This is a genomic window from Streptococcus tangpeifui, assembly GCF_011038795.1.
In the GTDB taxonomy this organism is placed as follows: domain Bacteria; phylum Bacillota; class Bacilli; order Lactobacillales; family Streptococcaceae; genus Streptococcus; species Streptococcus tangpeifui.
Genome location: NZ_JAAKDU010000002.1, coordinates 155,327 through 176,045 on the forward strand (window position 1 = coordinate 155,327; position 20,719 = coordinate 176,045).

Below are 20,719 nucleotides of genomic sequence, written 5' to 3' on the forward strand. Positions count from 1 at the left end.
GTTCCTATTTCCCCCTAACAAGTTGGCTGGTTTTTTCGCTTAAAAGGGAAACCAGCTAGCAGTGGTTCATTAGGTGCTTTAGCATCAATAAACTGTGCAGGGTCAAGACTATGCTGACTTAGCCAACAAGTCGTGCTCCCAACCACTGCTGGACGAATTTTTGTCCAGCTTCAGTGTACATAATTTCACAGAGTTCTAGGTGAGTTCAATTTAATCTTTATAGTCGCCTTCAAAACGATTCTTAATCCAAGTGACAATCAAGCCAATCGTTAATAGATTAATGACTAGAGCTCCTAAAGTAATGATAAGAATTGGCAAAAGATTGGGGATAATAACCTTAAAATATTGCATAATCCCAACACCAGCCGGTAAAAAGAGAATCGTCATATTATCCAGCATGAATTTCCCGACAGTATAAATATGCCGCAAACGAACGAGTTTGACCTCCAAAGCCACAAAAAGCAAAATCAAGCCAATAATGCTGCCGGGAATAGGTAAATTAAAGACAGTAGAGATAATCTCACCGACCAAAGAAAAAATGAGAATAATCATAAACTGAACATAGAGTTTCATGCAGAAGTTTCCCCTTCATTAATTCTGAGAACTTGTATTCACATTTTTTTGACAGTTAGCCTTATGTGGTAGGGACGCAAGCGACCTCCTAACGGAGTGCCATTGCTCATTTTCAAGCCTAGGGTCTTGAAAATCCCCTCGACGATTGACTTAAATAGGGTCAATCGTCTTTTTTCCAACTGACGCTAAGAATTTAAACTTACGAATACAGTTTCTGAATACTTATAACCAGTTTACTACTATGAAAATATATTGCAATATAATGAAACGTTTTCAATAAAAAATGAAAACATTTCAAGAAATACCTTGGGCACATTAAAACCCTCCCTAGGTTCCTAAGAAGGGTTAAGATAGCTATTTATTGCATCTCACGTCCGTAATTATAATCATCGTCCTGCATGGCTTCAACACTACCAAGAAGATAGCCATTCCCAACTTGTGAGAAAAAGTCATGGTTGCTAGTACCAGTCGAAATTCCATTCATGACGATAGGATTAACATCATCAGCCGTATCCGGGAAGAGAGGATCTTGCCCCAGATTCATCAGAGCCTTATTGGCATTGTAACGCAGGAAGGTCATGACCTCTTCGGTCCAGCCTACTCCATCGTAGAGGGTTTTGGTGTAAAGCTCTTCGTTTTCATAGAGTTGATAAAGGAGATCGTACATCCAGTCACGAAACTCGCTTTGTTCTTCTTCTGAAAGTTCGTTAAATCCTAATTGAAACTTATAGCCGATATAGGTTCCGTGAACAGATTCATCACGGATAATGAGTTTAATAATTTCTGCAACGTTAGAGAGCTTATTGTTTCCCAGGTAGTAAAGTGGGGTGAAAAAACCAGAGTAGAAGAGGAAGGTCTCTAGGAAAGTTGAAGCAACCTTCTTTTGGAGGGGATTACCATTGAGATAAATTTCATTGATAATCTCAGCTTTTTTTTGAAGGTATTCATTGTTGTTGGTCCACTCGAAGATCTCTTCAATCTCAGACTTGGTATTGAGAGTTGAAAAGATGGATGAGTAGGATTTGGCATGGACAGATTCCATGAACTGGATATTGTTGAGAACGGCCTCCTCGTGGGGAGTACGAACATCTTTACGAATAGCCTCAACACCAGTCTCTGATTGCATGGTATCAAGCAGCGTCAAGCCTCCAAAAACCTTGCCGACCAAGTCTTTTTCTTCATCAGATAGCTTACGCCAGTCATCCAAGTCATTTGATAGTGGGATACGGGTATCCAGCCAAAATTGCTCAGTGAGCTTTTCCCAAGTTGACTTGTCAATTAGATCTTCAATTTCGTTCCAGTTAATGGCTTTGTAGTATGTTGTCATGAGTTTCTCCAAATTAAGAGGGGGATAATATGAGTCAAGAGTTTAGTCAGCGAACTAGGCAAGTAGTCCTAGCGGTTGGCGTGTCAAACATAGGAGCTTTAGCTCCAAGTTTGACTGTTCAGTTAAATCACACAGCTTTCACACTGATTAGCGCCGACTTCATCTCCATCATCTGTGAAGGTGCGGACATAGTAGATTGACTTAACGCCTTTATTGAAGGCATAATTACGAAGGATCGATAGGTCGCGAGTGGTCTGCTTGCTTTCTTGTTTCCATTCATACAGTCCTTCAGGGATATCACTGCGCAGAAAGAGTGTTAGTGACAAACCTTGATCAACATGCTCAGTAGCAGCTGCGTAAATGTCAATGACTTTGCGCATATCCATATCATAAGCAGATGTGTAGTAAGGAATGGTATCAGTCGACAAGCCACTGGCTGGATAGTAGATTTTACCAATTTTCTTTTCTTGACGCTCTTCAATCCGTTGGGTAATAGGGTGAATGGAAGCGGAGACATCGTTAATGTAAGAGATAGAACCATTTGGTGCAACAGCCAGACGATTCTGGTGATAAAGTCCATCTTTCATTACGGCTTGACGAAGGGCTTCCCAGTCCTCAGCCTGAGGAATAAAGTGATCTTCGAAGAGTTCCTTAACCTTGGCCGACTTTGGAACATATTTGCCGGTGATGTACTTGTCAAAGTAAGTACCGTCAGCGTATTTTGATTTTTCAAAACCGACGAAAGATTCACCGCGCTCACGAGCAATATTGTTAGATTCGACCAAGGTCCAATAGTTCATTAACATGAAATAGATGTCAGTGAACTCGATCGATTCAGGACTGCCGTACTCAATGTGGTTGCGAGCAAGGAAGGAGTGGAGCCCCATAGCCCCCAAGCCAAACGTGTGAGCTTGCTCGTTACCGGCCTTAATCGTTGGGACAGCATCGATACTTGATGAATCTGTCACAAAAGTAAGTGCGCGAGTCATAGCCTTGATAGACCGACCAAAATCCGGAGATGCCATCATGTTCACCACATTGGTAGATCCAAGGTTACATGAAATATCAGTTCCCATCTGTACAAATTCTTGTGCATCATTAATCAAGCTAGGCTTTTGAACTTGTAGAACTTCAGAACACAAGTTTGACATGATGATGCGACCATCAATAGGATTTGAACGGTTAGCAGCATCGACATTGATAATATAGGGATAGCCAGATTCTTGCTGTAATTTAGAAATCTCAGTTTCTAAATCGCGGGCAGAGATTTTTGTCTTAACAATCTTAGGATTAGCCACCAGCTCATCATACTTTTCGGTAATATTAATATAGTTGAATGGGACACCATACTCTTTTTCTATAGAGTATGGGCTAAAGAGATACATATCCTCATTTTTGCGGGCCAATTCATAGAACTTATCAGGAACGGTAATCCCTAATGATAAAGTTTTAACCCGAACCTTTTCATCTGCATTTTCTTTCTTAGTTGATAAGAAAGAAAGAATATCAGGGTGGAAGACATCCAGATAAACCGCCCCGGCTCCCTGACGTTGCCCTAGTTGGTTAGAGTAGGAGAAGCTGTCTTCAAAGAGTTTCATCACAGGTACGACACCAGATGCTGCGCCCGCATAACCCTTGATTGGCGCTCCAGCTTCACGCAGATTACTGAGCGAAATCCCAACACCACCTCCGATACGCGATAGCTGCAAGGCTGAGTTGATGGAACGTCCGATAGCATTCATATCGTCAGTTACTTGAATTAAAAAACAGGAGACTAATTCACCGCGGCGGCTACGTCCAGCATTTAGGAATGATGGCGTTGCCGGTTGGTAGCGTTGGTGGATCATTTCTGTTGCTAAGTCTTTAGCCAGTTGTTCATCACCATCCGCAAAGTAAAGGGCATTAAAGAGGACGCGATCTTCAATACTTTCGAGGTAGAATTCTCCGTCATTCGTTTTTAAAGCATACTGCTGGTAGAACTTATAGGCTGCCATGAAGGATTGAAAATGAAAATCTGCTGCCTGCAATTCCTGTGCCAGCTCCTCAATAAATTCGACCGAATATTTTCCAATAAAACCAGACTCAATGTAGTCGTTATCAATTAGGTAACGCACTTTATCTGTAATGGAATCAAAGGCCATAGAATTAGGAATAACATTTTCCCTGAAGAAAGCCTGCAAGGCTTCCTTATCTTTATTGAGAGGAATTTGGCCATTAACAGGGCGGTTAATTTCATTGTTGAGGCGGAAGTAGGAGACTTCGCCCAAATCTTTAAGACTCATAAGTGTTTCCTTCTTTGTTTATCTATAACAATTATAATGTAGAATGCTAAACTTAAACGGCCAAGCAGCTTTGGCCTGCTTGGTCAGCGTGTTCTTATTCCAGAAATTAAACAATCTCTTTTAATTTGGCAGGCTGAAAACCTGAAAAGGTGATATCACCAGCTTCGATAACCGGAGCAGCGGTAAAACCTAAGCTCTTAACATAATCAATTTTTTCTGGCTGCTCATCAATATTGATTTCTTGATAGTCAGCACCGTTTTGTTCCAAGAATTTCTTGGTCATCTTGCATTGCATACAGTTGTTTTTTGAAAATAATGTGATTTGTGACATTGTACTCTCCTCAAAATTAATACCTAATTAGGATAACCAAATCAACTTAAAAAATCAAGCGATTTTGCTCGGAAAACACAATATTTTGTGTTTAAGGAAAAATCAACCCCCAACATCTTGTGGTCGCTTTGAGCCATTAAACAATCTGCTAGAAAGCTAGAAACAGCAAGGGTTAACTCAAAATCGGAAGCCCAATCACGTAAATATAATTTCTGCAATATTTGGAAAATCAGACTAATAAATAATATCCTACCGATATGAGGTTACTGTTTGCACGTAATTTCCTTCACTTAGGCTTTTTAGTTGCGAAATGTTGCAAATAAATTAAGAAACTGCGGCAGTCTTGCAATAATGTCTTTTTTTTGTAAACTAAGGCTGAAAAAATTTTTAAGGAGTTTCTTATGAAAAAAGCATCCAAATTATTTCTAGGCTTAGGAATAGCCTTTACTCTCATAGTTTTAACAGCTTGTGGCCATGGTTATGATAAAAATGGTATTCCAACAGAGCTGAAGAAGTCTTACACTGGTTCAACAGATATTGAAGACTATGATGCCAATATCCCTTCTGGGGGTTCAACACTAACATTTAATATGAAATCCCATACTATAAAAGTAAAGACAGATGATGAAACAAAAACTGTTTACTTTAAAGTTTTATCCAAGAAGAATATGACAAGGGATACAAAAGGAAAATTGAATAAAGTTAAGTCTAAACTTGAAGGGGATAAATATTTTATTATGGTCCTAGCCAATAGCAAAAGTGATTTAACTCAGAAGATCAAATCACAAAGCTTCCCAATTTTTGTCAGTGTTAGCGATAGTGGTAAAAAAATTCACATGTTCGAATACAACGATGGTTATACAAGATCCGAATACTTTGATTATAGCGGTGAATCCGATACCTAAGCTCAATAAGCACTATAAAGTAGTTACAGAACTTGGGCTCTTTTTATGCCTTTTCAATTAAAAAAGTTTCTTGAAAACTCAGGTTGAAATATTTAGGAAAAGGGTTTCATTTTTTATGGAAAATAGGGTTAAGTCTTGAAAATGGAAGGGTGATATGATATAATTCTATTTTGTAAGGGTTATCATAAGATGATCTAAAATATTTACATTAGAAAAAAGGAGAACCATTATGGCTTCTAAAGATTTCCACATTGTTGCAGAAACAGGTATCCACGCTCGCCCAGCTACTTTGCTCGTTCAAACAGCTAGCAAATTTGCTTCAGATATCACTTTGGATTACAAAGGTAAATCAGTAAACCTTAAGTCAATTATGGGGGTTATGAGCCTTGGTGTTGGTCAAGGTGCTGATGTGACAATCTCAGCTGAAGGTACAGATGCTGACGATGCTCTTGCAGCTATCGACGAAACAATGACAAAAGAAGGATTGGCTTAAAATTATGACAGAAATGCTTAAAGGAATCGCAGCATCCGATGGTGTTGCTGTTGCTAAGGCATATCTGCTGGTTCAACCGGACTTATCATTTGAAACTGTATCCGTTACAGATACAAATGCAGAGGAAGCTCGTCTAGACGCAGCTCTAGCAGCGTCTCAAGACGAGCTTTCTCTTATCCGTGAAAAAGCAGTAGGAAGCCTTGGTGAAGAAGCCGCAGCCGTATTTGATGCTCACTTGATGGTTCTCGCTGACCCAGAAATGATTGGTCAAATTAAAGAAACCATCCGTGCCAAAGAAGTAAATGCGGAAGCTGCCTTGACAGAAGTGACTGATATGTTCATCACTATTTTTGAGGGTATGGAAGATAATCCATACATGCAAGAACGGGCTGCTGATATTCGCGATGTAACCAAACGCGTTTTGGCAAACTTGCTCGGTAAGAAGTTGCCAAACCCCGCTTCTATTGATGAAGAATCTATCGTCATCGCTAATGACCTGACTCCTTCTGACACCGCTCAGTTGGACAAGAAGTTTGTTAAAGCCTTTGTGACTAACATTGGTGGACGTACCAGTCACTCTGCCATTATGGCGCGTACGCTGGAAATCGCTGCCGTACTTGGTACCAATAATGTTACCGAAGTGGTTAAAAACGGCGATGTAGTAGCTGTTAATGGTATTACTGGTCAGGTTATCGTCAACCCAAGTGATGATCAAGTAGCTGAATTCAAGGCTGCTGGAGAAGCTTACGCTAAGCAAAAAGCTGAATGGGCTCTTCTTAAGGATGCTGAAACAGTAACAGCTGATGGCAAGCATTTTGAATTGGCTGCTAATATTGGTACACCTAAGGACGTTCAAGGGGTTAATGACAATGGTGCAGAGGCTGTTGGTCTTTACCGGACTGAATTCCTCTACATGGATTCTCAAGACTTCCCAACTGAAGATGAGCAATATCAAGCTTACAAGGAAGTTTTGGAAGGCATGAATGGTAAGCCAGTTGTGGTTCGTACTATGGACATCGGTGGTGATAAGGAATTGCCTTACTTCGACCTACCTAAAGAAATGAACCCCTTCCTTGGTTTCCGTGCTTTGCGTATTTCTATTTCAGAAACTGGCGATGCTATGTTCCGTACGCAAATCCGTGCCCTCCTTCGTGCATCAGTCCATGGTCACTTACGGATTATGTTCCCAATGGTTGCCCTACTTAAGGAATTCCGTGCTGCTAAAGCTGTCTTCGATGAAGAAAAAGCAAAATTGCAAGCAGAAGGTATTCCTGTTGCTGACAACATTGAAGTGGGTATTATGATTGAAATCCCTGCTGCAGCAATGTTGGCTGATCAATTTGCCAAGGAAGTTGATTTCTTCTCAATTGGTACTAACGATTTGATTCAATACACTATGGCTGCTGACCGGATGAATGAACAGGTATCCTACCTCTATCAACCATACAACCCATCAATCTTGCGTTTGATTAACAATGTCGTTAAGGCAGCTCACGCAGAAGGTAAATGGGCTGGTATGTGTGGTGAAATGGCTGGTGACCAAAAGGCTGTTCCACTCCTTGTAGGTATTGGACTTGATGAATTCTCAATGTCTGCAACATCTGTCCTTCGGACTCGCAGTTTGATGAAGAAACTTGATACTAAGAAGATGGAAGAATTGGCACAACGTGCGTTGACAGAATGTTCTACCATGGAAGAAGTTCTGGAACTTGAAAAAGAATACGTTGATGTTGATTAAGTCATCATAAAAGGTTAGAGCTCAGCTCTGGCCTTTTTTGCTAAGTCAGAAGTTAAAAAACTTGACTGATTGACCTTAATCAGATAATCAATTTCTAATCTAGGAGCCTAAAAGAGTAAGACTGTTTCTCTTCCTTATCAAGAAAGTAGCTTTCGAAATATTCAGATTATTAACATAGTAGATATTGGAAAATTACATAAAAAGTGATAGAATAGGTCTATCACAAGTAAAAGGAGAACTAGATGACTAAACAATACAAAAACTATGTCAATGGTGAATGGAAGTTATCAGATGAGGAAATCACAATCTATGAACCTGCGACTGGTAAAGAGCTGGGTACAGTTCCAGCTATGAGCCATGAAGAGGTTGACTATGTTTACGCGTCAGCTAAAGCAGCTCTTCCGGAATGGCGGGCACTCTCTTATATTGAACGTGCCGCTTATATCCATAAGGCTGCTGATATTTTAGAACGAGATGCTGAAAAAATCGGTTCTGTTTTGTCTAAGGAAATTGCCAAGGGTCTAAAATCAGCCATTGGTGAGGTCACTCGGACAGCAGAAATTGTTAATTTCGCTGCTGAAGAAGGTGTGCGTGCTGAAGGTGAAGTCCTCGAAGGCGGTAGCTTTGATGCAGCCAGCAAGCGTAAAATTGCAGTAGTTCGTCGCGAACCAGTTGGCTTGGTCTTGGCTATCTCACCATTTAACTACCCTGTTAACTTGGCTGGTTCCAAGATTGCCCCTGCCTTGATTTCCGGTAACGTTGTTGCCTTCAAACCACCAACGCAAGGCTCAATCTCAGGTTTGCTCTTGGCTGAAGCCTTCGCTGAAGCCGGTCTGCCTGCTGGTGTCTTCAACACTATCACGGGTCGTGGTTCGGTTATCGGTGATTACATCGTTGAACATGAAGCTGTTGATTTTATCAACTTTACAGGATCAACACCGGTCGGCGAAAACATTGGTAAGCTGGCTGGTATGCGCCCAATCATGTTGGAACTCGGTGGTAAGGATGCAGCCATTGTGCTCGAAGATGCTGATCTTGAGTTGACGGCTAACAATATTGTTTCTGGTGCTTTTGGTTACTCTGGACAACGTTGTACAGCCGTTAAGCGTGTGCTTGTCATGGATAGTGTAGCAGATGAATTGGTTAAATTAGTCACTGGGAAGGTTGAGCAGCTCTCCGTTGGTATGCCAGAAGAAGATGCTGACATCACACCATTGATTGACACTAAGGCAGCTGACTTCGTGGAAGGTTTGATTAAAGATGCTGCTGATAAGGGTGCTGTAGCTACGACCCCAATCAAGCGAGAAGGTAATACGATTTATCCAACCGTCTTTGATAAAGTGACAACTGATATGCGTTTAGCTTGGGAAGAACCATTCGGTCCTGTCTTGCCAATTATCCGTGTCAAATCAGTTGATGAAGCTTTGGAAATTGCTAATGAATCTGAATATGGCCTGCAATCCTCAGTATTCACTCGAGACTTCCCATTGGCTCTTAAGATTGCCGAACAATTAGAAGTTGGGACAGTCCATATTAATAATAAGACCCAACGTGGTACCGATAACTTCCCATTCTTAGGAGCTAAGAAGTCTGGTGCTGGTGTTCAAGGGGTTAAATATTCTATTCAAGCCATGACGAATGTTAAATCTGTTGTATTTGACATTGCTAAATAAGGCATTATGAAAGAGCTGTTCTCTAGAATAGCTCTTTTTTCGTTCTCGTTAAAAATGGTTTGGCTCCAGTACTTTTCTGGGTAAAGCGAAAAAGAATTTTACCTCCTAGCAGGTCTAGTTGGTCAGCTGATTTTTAGCCCAATTATTATCTTTTTCAAGTGTATTAACATCAGTATAGGCTTGTCTGTAGACATTATAAAGTAAGCCTGGCTTATAAGGACTGACCGGTTGGTCATAATCAGTTAAGTGATAAAGTTTAATTAAGTAGTTAAGTTTAGTATTATAGCTAGTGTCAGTTGCATAGCGGCCGGTTAAAGCCTGGGTCGCATCCTGATAGTTAGTAGTATTAGATTTCCTAGCGTCTGCATAGAGATTCTTACTGAGAATATCAGCATAATCCTCTAATGATTCCTTGTAAGAAGGGTATTTCCGAAAGGCAGCATCAATTTTATAGGCATTGCCCTTGCCATCATCCTCCCAGGTTTGGAAGGTAGCTGAGCTCCCTTTATAATCCCCTTTAATCCCAAAGAGATTGTAATTAGGATCAGAACCAAGCTTAGATGTACCATGATTACTTTCTAAAATAGCTTGAGCAATCATGACAGAAGCATAGAGATCATGATCCTGAGCAATGGACCTAGCCTCCTCGCCAATATTATTGATGAAGTAGAGGACAGCAATATCACGGTCATCTTGTCTGACTTGGGGAGGCTTAGTGTTGATAACAGTCAGCCGACTGAACAGGCCATAGCCTGTAAAAAGCAGGATAGCGAGAATAAGAATTAAGGTAAGAGCAAACGATTTGCGATTTTTCTGTTTAATTTTAAAAAGCTTTTTCCACTTACTTTGGCGAGATTTCTTTTTGTTGGCCATGTCGTCCTCCTTTCATTAATTGTCTTTAAGCTCTTAAAAACTAGTATAGCATAGTTAAGAGAATTTCGGTGGTCAAAACAAGGAACAACGTTGGCTCTCATTTCTGTTATCTTCCTCATGTTCTTGCTTATTTCGTTTAGCTAATTGAAGGCTAGTTAAACTTCGTGCCGCAAAGTATGGTATGATAAAATAAGAACAAGGAGGTCAGTTATGCGGGATAATCACCTACACACTCATTTTTCTTACGATTCCCAAGCTAAATTTAAAGATTATTTGGAAGCTTATTCTGGCGACATTGTCACAACCGAACACTTTGATTTGTCCAATCCCTATACAAAAAAGGATGATATTCCTGATTATAGCGCATATAGTCGAGAAATTGACCAACTCAATAAAGACTATGGGAACCGCATCAAACGAGGTATTGAAATCGGTTATTACCAACCCAGAGAAGCGGATATTTTGACTTATTTGGCAGATAAGGCATTTGACCTCAAGTTATTATCGGTTCACCACAATGGACAAAATGATTATCTGGATGACGAAATAGCTGAGCGAGATAAGGATGAAGTCATCTCTGAGTATCTGGATCTACTAGAGGCTGCTATTGGGCGAGTGGATGCCCATGTCTTGGCTCATTTTGATTATGGCTTTCGACTCTTTGAACTTAGCCCTGCTGACCTGCAGGTTTACGAACCACAACTGATAACCATTTTCCAAAAGATGATTGAGAATAACTTGGCTTTTGAGCTAAATAGTAAATCCATCTATCTTTATCACCATGAAGATCTTTATCGTTACGCACTCGGTTTAGTCAAAGATCTTGGTTGCCAAAAATACTCTCTAGGGTCAGATGGTCATAAGTTGGAGCATTTTCGCTTGAATTTTGATAAATTGCAAGCTCTCTTGAAAGAGTTTGATATTGATGAAAGTCAACTTATTTAAACTTGGAAGCGCTGTTTGGATTTTAGAGAAAATTCTGGCAAAATCTTTCAATGACTTGGGATTTATGATAGAATGAAATGGTAAATAATTTTAATAGAAGAGGTATGTGAAATGTCACGTAAACCAATTATCGCTGGAAACTGGAAAATGAATAAGACGGCTGCAGAAGCACGTGAATTCATTGATGCAGTGAAAAACAACATTCCATCAAACGAACTTGTTGATACTGTTGTTGGTTCCCCTGCCCTGTTCCTTGAAGGCATGAAAAAAGGTGTTAAAGACACTGAACTACAAGTGGCTGCTCAAAACTGTTACTGGGAAGATTTTGGCGCTTTCACTGGTGAAACAAGCCCAGCGGCGCTTGCAGCTCTCGGTGTTGAATATGTTATCATTGGTCACTCTGAACGCCGTGATTACTTCCATGAAACAGACGAAGAAATCAACAAAAAGGCTCATGCTATTTTTAACCACAATATGACTCCAATCCTTTGTTGCGGTGAGTCTCTTGAAACTTATGAAGCTGGTAAAACAGCTGAATGGATTGAAGGTCAAATCACTGCTGACCTTAAAGGCTTGAGTGCAGACCAAGTTGCCAGCATGGTTATCGCTTATGAACCAATCTGGGCTATTGGTACTGGTAAATCTGCTGATGCTAACATTGCTGATGACATCTGCGGTGTTGTTCGCTCAACTGTTGAAAAACTTTACGGTAAAGACGTTGCTGATAAGGTGCGTATCCAATACGGCGGTTCCGTTAAACCTGAAAATGTTGCGGAATACATGGCTAAAGAAAATGTTGATGGCGCTCTCGTTGGTGGTGCTTCACTGCAAGCAGATAGCTTCTTAGCTTTGCTTGACTTTGTAAATTAATCGGTTGATTTGATTCATAATAAAACGGCTAGATGTACACACATCTAGCCGTTTTTGACTGTGGTAAGATATAATCCGTTTTCCTTTTGAATCTAAAAAGGGAGTAGAAAGAAATAAGATAAACAATGGTTATCACCACATTCGTTTAGGTTTTGTGCTTTGGCCTTATGGCAGAAGGAAAACCTAGCCAGTACTGCGCCAAGAGTTTATCCTAAAACAGGAATACGGGATGAGATTTTCTCAGCCTCTTTGTTTGTCATTAGCGTCCTAGAAGTCTCTTGATGCCCTTCAAGACTTTAAATTTGAAGGGATTTGGATAATAGCGGAAAGTTCCCATCTTCCGAGTGATGTAACCATTGAAGTTCTGCTTGAAGCGGAGAACACCGTCGGAACCATCGAAAATTCCCTGAATGCCAAGGAAATTATAACTTGGGATACCACGTTTGATAGCTTCCAGCATGACATACTCTTGCAGGAGGGCTGGGGCATAGAATTTGTTAAATTCGGTATAAGAGCCTGAAAATAAATAGATGGCTTCCTGCTTGGTATAGACAAAGAGACTGCCAGCTAAAACTACGTCTTGATCTCCATGCTTAGTAATTAAATCCTGAGCTTCTTCCAGACGTTTATCAAAGGTCGCTAACTGTTGTTCCAATTCCCTCTTTTGCCGCAGGTATTTGTTAGATTCAGGATTTTTAGCATGGGTCTGAGCGAGTTTGTCTAATTTAGTTTGAAGATTGGTCTTGCCTTCTTTGAGGTGGTTAGCGTAATCCTGAAAATTAAGGCTGGCAATCATGAATTCGGCCTGATTCCCCCAACTATCATAGAAGTCTTGGTAGTATTCCAGGTCTTTGTCAGTATAATCTCGCCGATCAGAGGTTGATGAGGTAATTTCTTTAAAAATTGGAAGTTCTTCACGAGTCAATTTTTTCAGCTTGGTTCCGAAGGTCTTGGATTTCTTAACCAGAGGCCGTCCCTTTTTGCTCAAGGATTTCATGAGATTATCGGCAGTAATCTCCCGCATATCTTTGACATAATGCCAGTCGGGTTCCCCATCAGGATAACCTGTCTGCAGGCCATCATGGACAAAGCCCAAATCGGTAAAGGTCTTAATCAGGTCTGGTTTGGCATCATCATTTGGCTGGCCATCGCTATCGAAGGTTTGATAGGTATCATAGGGCTTGACAATTAGCTCTAAAGCGCCTTCGCTTTTAGCGTAATCCTGTAGACCGCGGTAGAAATCGCTTAGATATTTTGTATCTGTTGAGAAAGGGCCTGAGTTGATTTCCATGTGGAGGCCACCGGTCATGGGTATAGAATAGACCAAGGCAGCTACTTGGAGATTACCATCAGCTCTGAGGCCGACATAAGCGATTTTATAGCCCCGCTTTTTAAAAAGATCAGCCATCTGGGGTGACTGCATAAAGGACTTGTAAGCAACTTTTTGGCTAAAGGTCTCAAAGACATCTTTGCTTAAAATCTCAAAAGTCATTAGTGGTTACTCCTTGCTTGTTTACGTTTATTGTAAGCGTACATAGCTGGTTTGTAGAGAAGACTGACGGGAATGTTAAATTCACCAATAAATTCCTCAATGGTTGGATTGAAGTTAGATTTAAACTTTGTCAGACCATCGTCCAAAGTCCCTTCGACACCCCCCATATTGGCCCAGATGATACCATCAGCATAGGCATCTTCAAAAACTTTAGGGTAGAGCGAATATTGTGGATAGAATTTCTTAAATTCATCATTCATACCGGCATAGAGCATTTCCATGACATTACCAAAACGGACGGATAAAATCCCTGCAATAATGAGCTCGTCATCATATTTATCAACAAATTCTTCAAATTCGGTGATGTATTTTTGGACGGAATTTTTTTGCTGGGTCAACTTAGTCAGACGTTTCTTTTGATTTTCAGCAGTCTCTGACAAATCCTTTTCAATTTGGGCTAGTTGTTCCTTGTATTCGGCCAGACGTTTAGGCAAGTTGACCTTGGCCAGATGAAGATAGGCATCATCACCATAGATGGTCATCATCTTCTTAAAATAGTCGTAGTTGCGCAGTGCCACGCCCTTACGATTTTCGGTCAGGGCAACAACATCAGCGAAAGCTTGCACATCATCGATAGTTCCTCGGCTGGTAATAACCCCTCTCTTTTGGGCATCCTTCATCAGCCGTTTAGTATGTTTAGGGAAGGTCGTCAGCATATCTTCCTGCGTATAGACATTGGCTTGGAAACGTGGCTGAATACTTTCAGCAATTTCCATGGTTCGGCCAGTCCACTCAGCTCCTGCTTTTTTGAGGTTATCAATAACTGCCAGAGTTTTTGAATTTTCCTCGGTTTCCTCGCCAATCTTATAGGCCTTAAGCAACAGAGCCGGATCAAATTTGATAAAGAGGGCGTGTTTTGATTTACCGTATTTCTTGAGGGACTTGATAACGAAATCTACGACGTCCTGATTTTGGTAATCCATGATTGGTCCACGTGGAATGTAGAGCATAGTCATCCCCAGAGGCAATCGTTTAATCAGGATAGAAGCAGAGGCTACCATTTTATCGTCCTGATAAAAGCCAAGGCGTTCGTTATCCCAGTTGTCCTTGACCTGAGCCCAATTGGAGCTTTGCAGTAAATTGGTTTGGTTACTGGCCTTGGCAAATTGGTCATGTTCTTGAGCAGAAATTCCCACTTTATAAGTAAACATTAATCTAAAACCCACTTTCTAATGGCGTATGCAACACCGGATTCGTCGTTTGATTTGGTAATGTGCTGAGCAATTTTTTTCAGTTCAGGATTACCATTTTCCATGACAATTGGATGGCCAACCACTTCTAACATAGCTCTGTCGTTCTCTTCATCGCCGATAGCCATAGTTTCTTCAACTGAAATACCTAATTTTTCAGTTAAATGGAGGATTGCGGTCCCCTTATTAGAAGTCTTATTCAGCACTTCTAGGTAAAAGGGGCGAGATTTAACGATGGTAAAACGGTCGTAAAATTCTTGCGGAATTTTAGCAATGGCTTGATCCAGAATTTCAGGTTCGTCAATATACATAGTCTTGACAAATTCCTTATTGCGATTTTCTTCAGGAGTCCGATAAAAAATTGGCATGCTGACTAGGGTAGCTTCATGGACTGTATAATTACCGATATTGCGATTGCTAGTGTAGATACCATCTTTGGTAATGGCGTGGGAGTGAATACCTAATTTCGTTGCTAGGTATTCAATGTCTAAGTAATCTTCATAGCTAAGCGCATCTTTGATGACTTCTTGGCCAGTAGAGGTTTCTTGCACCAAGGCACCATTAAAAGTGATGACATAATTCCCGGGTTCGTTTAAATTGAGCTTGTTTAGAAGCTCTTGGACGCCGGCGATTGGTCGACCCGTTGTGATAACGATCTTAACCCCAGCAGCCTTAGCCTCTTGAATAGCCTGATAGACCTCAGGTGTGATTTCGTGTTTACTGTTAACCAGTGTGCCATCAATATCGATGGCTACAAGTTTAATTGACATGGTTTTGTTTTCTCCAGTTTTAATTTATAGAATAAAATAAAAGCCCAAGCACTCAGTGGCCTAGGCTTGAGGGCTGATACATCCCTACTATTTTACTAAAAATCAGGCTATTTGTCAGCTGGCACTATAGGAGTGGAGAAAAACTAAAATTGAAATTTTTACTTTTTTCCACTCCCCGCACAGCTCAAAAGATTTGGGGCAAAAGTTCAGACTCGTTAGCATAGTTCTTGATTTACTCGATTGACGCAGTGGTTGAGAGTTTATTCCAAAAAAGGAATACTGAGTGAGATTTTGCTCAGCCTCATAGGTCTTTTTTGATGCTGAGATTACAGCAGGCGATCATTGTTAATGTATCCGAGAAACGCTTTTTTTTCACTGCTAAAAAGGTCATCGGTAGCCAACATTTCAGCTGGAAAATAGAAACGACTGTCGCCGTGAACGGTGCCTGTTAGAGCCATGACCAAGTCAGATTCTTGACTAAGCTCCTTGAGGCTGCCGTCCTTTTGCAGAAGTTCAATCTGAGTACGAGGATTTTCTTTTTCAGGTCGGTAAATATCGTAAGGCAGATCAAAATTCTTATGTTCGGCTGTATAATAGTCAGGGTCATAGCCAATAGCTGCAACCAGTTTTCGTAGTTCTGTAAGAGATGTCTGGCTGGTCTGTGTTAAAATGACAGATTTGAAGAGCTTGCGATTAATGAAGCGATTGGCTAAGTCGGCCAAAATAGCATCATCAGAGGTCATCCAGCTCTGGAAATAGGTGTTCATCACCCCATCGTCCAAATAAAGATAATCCTGTAGGCTGTAGCTCTTCTCAAAGAAGGGAATTAAACAAGGCGATGTTTTCTCAAAATAAGCCTTTTGCTGAGGATAGAGTGCTTTGGCCCGCTTAAGAAGATTTTGTAAGAGGACTTCCATGGCTCGACTGGCCGGGTGGAAATAAACCTGCATGTACATCTGGTAGCGGCTGACAAGATAGTCTTCAATAGCATGAGTTCCATTAATGGTAAAGGCAATACCATTGCCATGTGGACGAATGACACTAAGAATTCGTGTTAAATCAAATTGGCCATAACTGGCCCCTGTGTAGTAGGCGTCTCGCAGAAGATAGTCCATACGGTCGCAGTCAATTTGGCTGGAAATCAACTGTTCCACTTGTTTATTGGGGTAAGTATGGTTAATAACGCTAGCAACCTTATCGGGGAAATCTGGAGCTATTCGGCGCAAAACGGCATTGACCTCAGTCTGATCATTGGTAATAATCTCTTGCGTAATAACTTCATGATTAGTGCCAAAAAGTCGTTCAAATGTATGGGAATAAGCTCCATGCCCTAAATCATGAAGGAGAGCGGAAGCCATAGTCAGTAGACTGTCTTCTGGATTCCAATCGTTAGGATAATGCTTTTCGAAATAGTCAACTACTCGGCTGGCAATATGATAAACACCTAAGCAATGAGAAAAACGGCTATGCTCGGCCCCATGAAAGGTATAACTGGTCGTGGCCAACTGCTTGATCCGCCGCAGGCGCTGAAATTCACTGGTGTTGATCAGGTCATAAATCAGGGAATCAGTGACAGATATATAATTGTGAACAGGATCACGAAAAATTTTTTCATTCATGATTTTAGTATAGCAAAAATTGCGAAATTAGGCTGAAATTGATAGAATACTAGAGCAAAATAACGAGTTTTAGAGAAGATTTGAAAATTAGAAGGTACATCATTATTTTTGGAGGAAAACCGTGCAGATTAAGATTTACAATACCATCCAAATAGAGGACCAGACAGAGTTTATTGAAGAAATTCATGACTGTCAGTGGACCAATAAGGGGGATTATGACTACCTCATTCATCAAAACAGTCAGGAAGAAAAGGTAGTCATCAAATTCAATCATAAGGAACTAGTCATGACTCGCTTTTCTAATCCTAAGTCCATCATGCGTTTCCTTAAGGGAAACCTTGATTTTGCGGCCATTCCAACTTCAATGGGGACTCAGCATCTTGTAACGAGGACAAAGACTTTTCAGCTAGATCGAGACAGCCATCAGCTCCATCTGGTCTATGATCTTTTAACTGATCCGGAAGCAGACATCCCCTTAGCCTCTTACGATATGCAAATCGCTTGGAGAGATTGAAAAGTTCCAACCCCAATGAATCTTTTGAGTGACTGGAACTAGTTATCCAGCCATAAAATAAAGAACTTTTCCTTGAGCTTCAACCTGATTTTTTATATAATAAGAAGCATATCAAGGGAGTAGCAGACGTTTGAAGGGACATGAGAACCTTGAAAACGTGTCACTGTCGTCATTACGAAAGCAATTTCCGGCACTGACTTAAACAGCGAGACTTGTTTTTTAAGCAGGTCTCTTTTTTATGAAAAAAAGAGATAAAAATTTAAACTGCGGCAGTCTAATCAAACTGCCCTTATATCTATTAATTTAATGGAGGAAACTATGTCCAAAGAACAAAGTAGGCTCTCTTATCACGTGCAAAGTGTTGAGGAAGTCCTAAAAGAAGTTGACAGTTCAAAAGAAGGTTTGACATCTGGTCAGGCTCAAAGCCGTTTAGAAGCTTATGGTAAAAATGAGCTGGATGAAGGCGAAAAAAGAGGATTGATTGCTAAGTTTATTGACCAATTCAAGGATTTGATGATTATTATTCTTTTGGTAGCGGCTGCTCTGTCTGTTGTTACGGAAGGAATGGACGGTTTAACAGATGCCTTGATTATCTTAGCTGTTGTGGTGCTGAATGCCGCATTTGGTGTTTATCAGGAAGGCCAGGCAGAAGCAGCCATCGAAGCCCTTAAGGATATGTCCAGCCCTCTAGCTCGAGTTCGCCGTGATGGCCATGTGACTGAAATTGACTCCAAGGAATTGGTCCCAGGGGATATTGTTCTTTTGGAAGCTGGTGATGTAGTTCCAGCTGATATGCGACTGTTGGAAGCTGCTTCATTGAAGATTGAAGAAGCCGCTTTGACAGGGGAATCCGTTCCAGTTGAAAAGGACCTGAATGTTGATGTTGCGGAAGATGCTGGAATTGGTGACCGCCTCAATATGGCCTACCAAAATTCTAATGTCACTTACGGGCGTGGTTCTGGTGTTGTGGCCAACACAGGTATGTACACCGAAGTCGGTAAGATTGCTAATATGCTGGCCAATGCGGATGAGACTGAGACGCCGCTCAAACAGAGTCTGACTCAGCTTTCCAAGGCTTTAACTTACTTAATTGTCGTTATCGCCTTGATTACCTTCTTAGTTGGGATCTTCGTCCGCGGTGAAGAACCTTTAAACGGGCTTATGGTAGCCGTGGCTTTGGCTGTTGCAGCAATTCCCGAAGGTTTGCCTGCTATCGTTACCATCGTCTTATCGATGGGGACTAAGACTTTGGCTAAACGTAACTCTATTGTGCGTAAATTACCAGCTGTTGAAACACTAGGCTCAACTGAAATCATCGCCTCAGATAAAACCGGTACTCTGACTATGAATCAGATGACTGTCGAAAAGGTATATACCAACGGTCATCTCCAATCTTCGGCTGCCGATATTTCTGCAGAAAATAACACTCTGCGGATTATGAACTTTGCCAATGATACTAAGATTGACCCTCAAGGTAGGTTGATTGGTGACCCAACAGAAACTGCTCTAGTTCAATTTGGTTTTGACCATAATTTTGATGTGCGAGAAGTCTTGCAGACTGAACCCCGTGTAGCTGAGCTGCCGTTTGATTCAGACCGCAAGCTTATGTCAACCATTCATAGAGAGACGGATAATTCTTACTTTGTTGCCGTCAAAGGAGCCCCTGATCAGTTACTTAAACGGGTGACCCAAATTGAAGAAAATGGCCAAATCCGTCCCATCACGGACACTGATAAAAAAAATATTTTGGCTATGAATAAGGATTTGGCTAAGCAAGCCCTGCGGGTTCTGATGATGGCCTACAAGCGAGTAGATGAAATTCCTACTATGGAATCTGAGATTGTCGAAGCTGATTTAATTTTCTCTGGCTTGGTCGGCATGATCGATCCTGAGCGGCCAGAAGCCGCTCATGCGGTTGAGGTGGCCAAGGAAGCCGGTATTCGTCCGATTATGATTACCGGAGACCACCAAGATACTGCAGAAGCTATCGCTAAACGCTTAGGAATTATTGAGGAAGATGGCCAAGATCACGTCCTGACCGGAGCTGAGCTCAATGAACTGTCAGACGATGATTTCCAAAAGGTCTTTAAGAAATACTCAGTCTATGCTCGAGTATCACCAGAGCATAAGGTGCGTATCGTTAAAGCTTGGCAAAATGAAGGCAAGGTTGTTGCCATGACAGGTGATGGTGTCAATGATGCTCCATCTCTTAAGACAGCTGATATCGGTATTGGTATGGGAATCACCGGAACGGAAGTATCTAAAGGCGCTTCTGACATGGTTCTGGCGGATGACAACTTCGCAACGATTATTGTTGCGGTTGAAGAAGGGCGCAAGGTCTTCTCCAATATCCAAAAGTCTATCCAGTACCTGCTTTCAGCCAATATGGCCGAAGTTTTCACCATTTTCTTGGCCACTCTCTTTGGTTGGGATGTTCTCCAGCCTGTCCATCTCCTATGGATTAACTTGGTAACCGACACCCTACCAGCCATTGCCCTTGGGGTCGAACCAGCAGAACCTGGTGTTATGACCCATAAGCCACGTGGCCGTAAGTCTAACTTCTTCGACGGTGGGGTCTTTGGAGCTGTCATCTACCAAGGTCTTCTGCAGACAGCTCTGGTTATCGGTATTTACGGCTGGGCTCTAATGTTCCCAGAACATACTGATAGTCAGATGATGCATGCGGATGCTTTGACCATGACCTTCGCAACCCTAGGATTGATCCAACTCCTTCACGCTTTTAACGTTAAGTCAGTTTATCAATCAATTTTCAAGGTTAGACCATTTAGTAATCCAACCTTTAATTGGGCGATTCCAGTAGCCTTTCTAATTCTCATGATGACTATCGTAGTGCCTGGCTTTAATAAACTCTTCCACGTTTCCTACCTCGATACGGCTCAATGGTTAGCTGTTATTATTGCCAGTCTCCTTATTGTCGTTCTAGTTGAAATAGTCAAGGCTGTCCAAAGAGCCTTAGGACAAGATAAAAAAGCTATATAATGTTTAAAACACACTAGTGACTGAAACGCTTCTTAGAGCAATGGTCTAGGTGTGTTTTTTTATA

Annotated in this window: 17 protein-coding genes; 8 read left to right on the forward strand and 9 right to left on the reverse strand. The window is 41.3% G+C overall.

Annotated features, from left to right (window positions below):
- Positions 1-210: 210 nt before the first annotated feature.
- The 4 genes from G7Y32_RS02435 to G7Y32_RS02450 form a co-directional block, all read right to left on the reverse strand.
- Positions 211-573, reverse strand: coding sequence for a CidA/LrgA family protein (locus G7Y32_RS02435; RefSeq protein WP_004226975.1), 363 nt, complete (start codon positions 571-573; stop codon positions 211-213).
- 358 nt (positions 574-931) lie between these two features.
- A complete protein-coding gene (gene nrdF / locus G7Y32_RS02440; RefSeq protein WP_004225500.1) occupies positions 932-1,900 on the reverse strand; it encodes a class 1b ribonucleoside-diphosphate reductase subunit beta in 969 nt (322 codons plus the stop codon).
- A gap of 122 nt (positions 1,901-2,022) precedes the next feature.
- Positions 2,023-4,182 (reverse strand): class 1b ribonucleoside-diphosphate reductase subunit alpha, encoded by a 2,160-nt coding sequence (gene nrdE / locus G7Y32_RS02445; protein WP_165210129.1) that lies wholly within the window; start codon positions 4,180-4,182, stop codon positions 2,023-2,025.
- A gap of 106 nt (positions 4,183-4,288) precedes the next feature.
- Positions 4,289-4,513: a redoxin NrdH gene (locus tag G7Y32_RS02450; RefSeq protein WP_165210132.1), complete on the reverse strand. Its 225-nt coding sequence runs from the start codon at positions 4,511-4,513 to the stop codon at positions 4,289-4,291.
- Positions 4,514-4,914: 401 nt separating this feature from the next.
- On the opposite strand from G7Y32_RS02450, the gene G7Y32_RS02455 reads away from it, so the two are divergent.
- The 4 genes from G7Y32_RS02455 (at position 4,915) to G7Y32_RS02470 (ending at position 9,322) form a co-directional block, all read left to right on the forward strand.
- Entirely contained in the window at positions 4,915-5,418 is a 504-nt protein-coding gene (locus G7Y32_RS02455; RefSeq protein ID WP_165210135.1) for a hypothetical protein, read from the forward strand.
- Positions 5,419-5,647: 229 nt separating this feature from the next.
- The gene (locus tag G7Y32_RS02460) at positions 5,648-5,911 is read left to right on the forward strand and encodes a phosphocarrier protein HPr (protein WP_004225852.1); all 264 of its coding nucleotides are present in this window, start codon (positions 5,648-5,650) and stop codon (positions 5,909-5,911) included.
- Between the two features lie 4 nt (positions 5,912-5,915).
- Positions 5,916-7,649 (forward strand): phosphoenolpyruvate--protein phosphotransferase, encoded by a 1,734-nt coding sequence (gene ptsP / locus G7Y32_RS02465; protein WP_165210138.1) that lies wholly within the window; start codon positions 5,916-5,918, stop codon positions 7,647-7,649.
- A 242-nt stretch (positions 7,650-7,891) separates the two neighbouring features.
- Positions 7,892-9,322 carry an NADP-dependent glyceraldehyde-3-phosphate dehydrogenase gene (locus G7Y32_RS02470; RefSeq protein WP_165210141.1) on the forward strand — a complete coding sequence of 477 codons (1,431 nt, stop codon included), beginning with the start codon at positions 7,892-7,894 and terminating at the stop codon, positions 9,320-9,322.
- A gap of 114 nt (positions 9,323-9,436) precedes the next feature.
- Here the strand turns inward: G7Y32_RS02470 and G7Y32_RS02475 are convergent, their stop codons facing one another.
- Complete coding sequence (locus G7Y32_RS02475) at positions 9,437-10,195, reverse strand: glucosaminidase domain-containing protein (protein ID WP_165210144.1); 759 nt, start codon at positions 10,193-10,195, stop codon at positions 9,437-9,439.
- Positions 10,196-10,405: 210 nt separating this feature from the next.
- On the opposite strand from G7Y32_RS02475, the gene G7Y32_RS02480 reads away from it, so the two are divergent.
- Positions 10,406-11,140, forward strand: a complete 735-nt coding sequence (locus G7Y32_RS02480) for a PHP domain-containing protein (protein ID WP_165210147.1) — start codon at positions 10,406-10,408, stop codon at positions 11,138-11,140.
- A gap of 111 nt (positions 11,141-11,251) precedes the next feature.
- Positions 11,252-12,010, forward strand: coding sequence for a triose-phosphate isomerase (gene tpiA, locus G7Y32_RS02485; RefSeq protein WP_165210150.1), 759 nt, complete (start codon positions 11,252-11,254; stop codon positions 12,008-12,010).
- Positions 12,011-12,269: 259 nt separating this feature from the next.
- On the opposite strand, the gene G7Y32_RS02490 is transcribed toward tpiA, so the two are convergent.
- The 4 genes from G7Y32_RS02490 to G7Y32_RS02505 form a co-directional block, all read right to left on the reverse strand.
- Positions 12,270-13,502, reverse strand: a complete 1,233-nt coding sequence (locus G7Y32_RS02490; protein WP_165210152.1) for an aminoacyltransferase — start codon at positions 13,500-13,502, stop codon at positions 12,270-12,272.
- Positions 13,502-14,713 carry an aminoacyltransferase gene (locus G7Y32_RS02495; protein WP_165210155.1) on the reverse strand — a complete coding sequence of 404 codons (1,212 nt, stop codon included), beginning with the start codon at positions 14,711-14,713 and terminating at the stop codon, positions 13,502-13,504. Before G7Y32_RS02495 ends, G7Y32_RS02490 begins: the two co-directional genes overlap by 1 nt.
- Complete coding sequence (gene yidA / locus G7Y32_RS02500; protein ID WP_165210158.1) at positions 14,713-15,522, reverse strand: sugar-phosphatase; 810 nt, start codon at positions 15,520-15,522, stop codon at positions 14,713-14,715. The genes G7Y32_RS02495 and yidA overlap by 1 nt, the downstream gene beginning before the upstream one ends.
- A 326-nt stretch (positions 15,523-15,848) precedes the next feature.
- Positions 15,849-17,141: an HD domain-containing protein gene (locus G7Y32_RS02505; protein ID WP_165210161.1), complete on the reverse strand. Its 1,293-nt coding sequence runs from the start codon at positions 17,139-17,141 to the stop codon at positions 15,849-15,851.
- A gap of 121 nt (positions 17,142-17,262) precedes the next feature.
- On the opposite strand from G7Y32_RS02505, the gene G7Y32_RS02510 reads away from it, so the two are divergent.
- The gene (locus tag G7Y32_RS02510; protein ID WP_165210164.1) at positions 17,263-17,655 is read left to right on the forward strand and encodes a YwiB family protein; all 393 of its coding nucleotides are present in this window, start codon (positions 17,263-17,265) and stop codon (positions 17,653-17,655) included.
- A gap of 318 nt (positions 17,656-17,973) precedes the next feature.
- The gene (locus G7Y32_RS02515; RefSeq protein ID WP_165210167.1) at positions 17,974-20,655 is read left to right on the forward strand and encodes a cation-translocating P-type ATPase; all 2,682 of its coding nucleotides are present in this window, start codon (positions 17,974-17,976) and stop codon (positions 20,653-20,655) included.
- Positions 20,656-20,719: the final 64 nt, after the last annotated feature.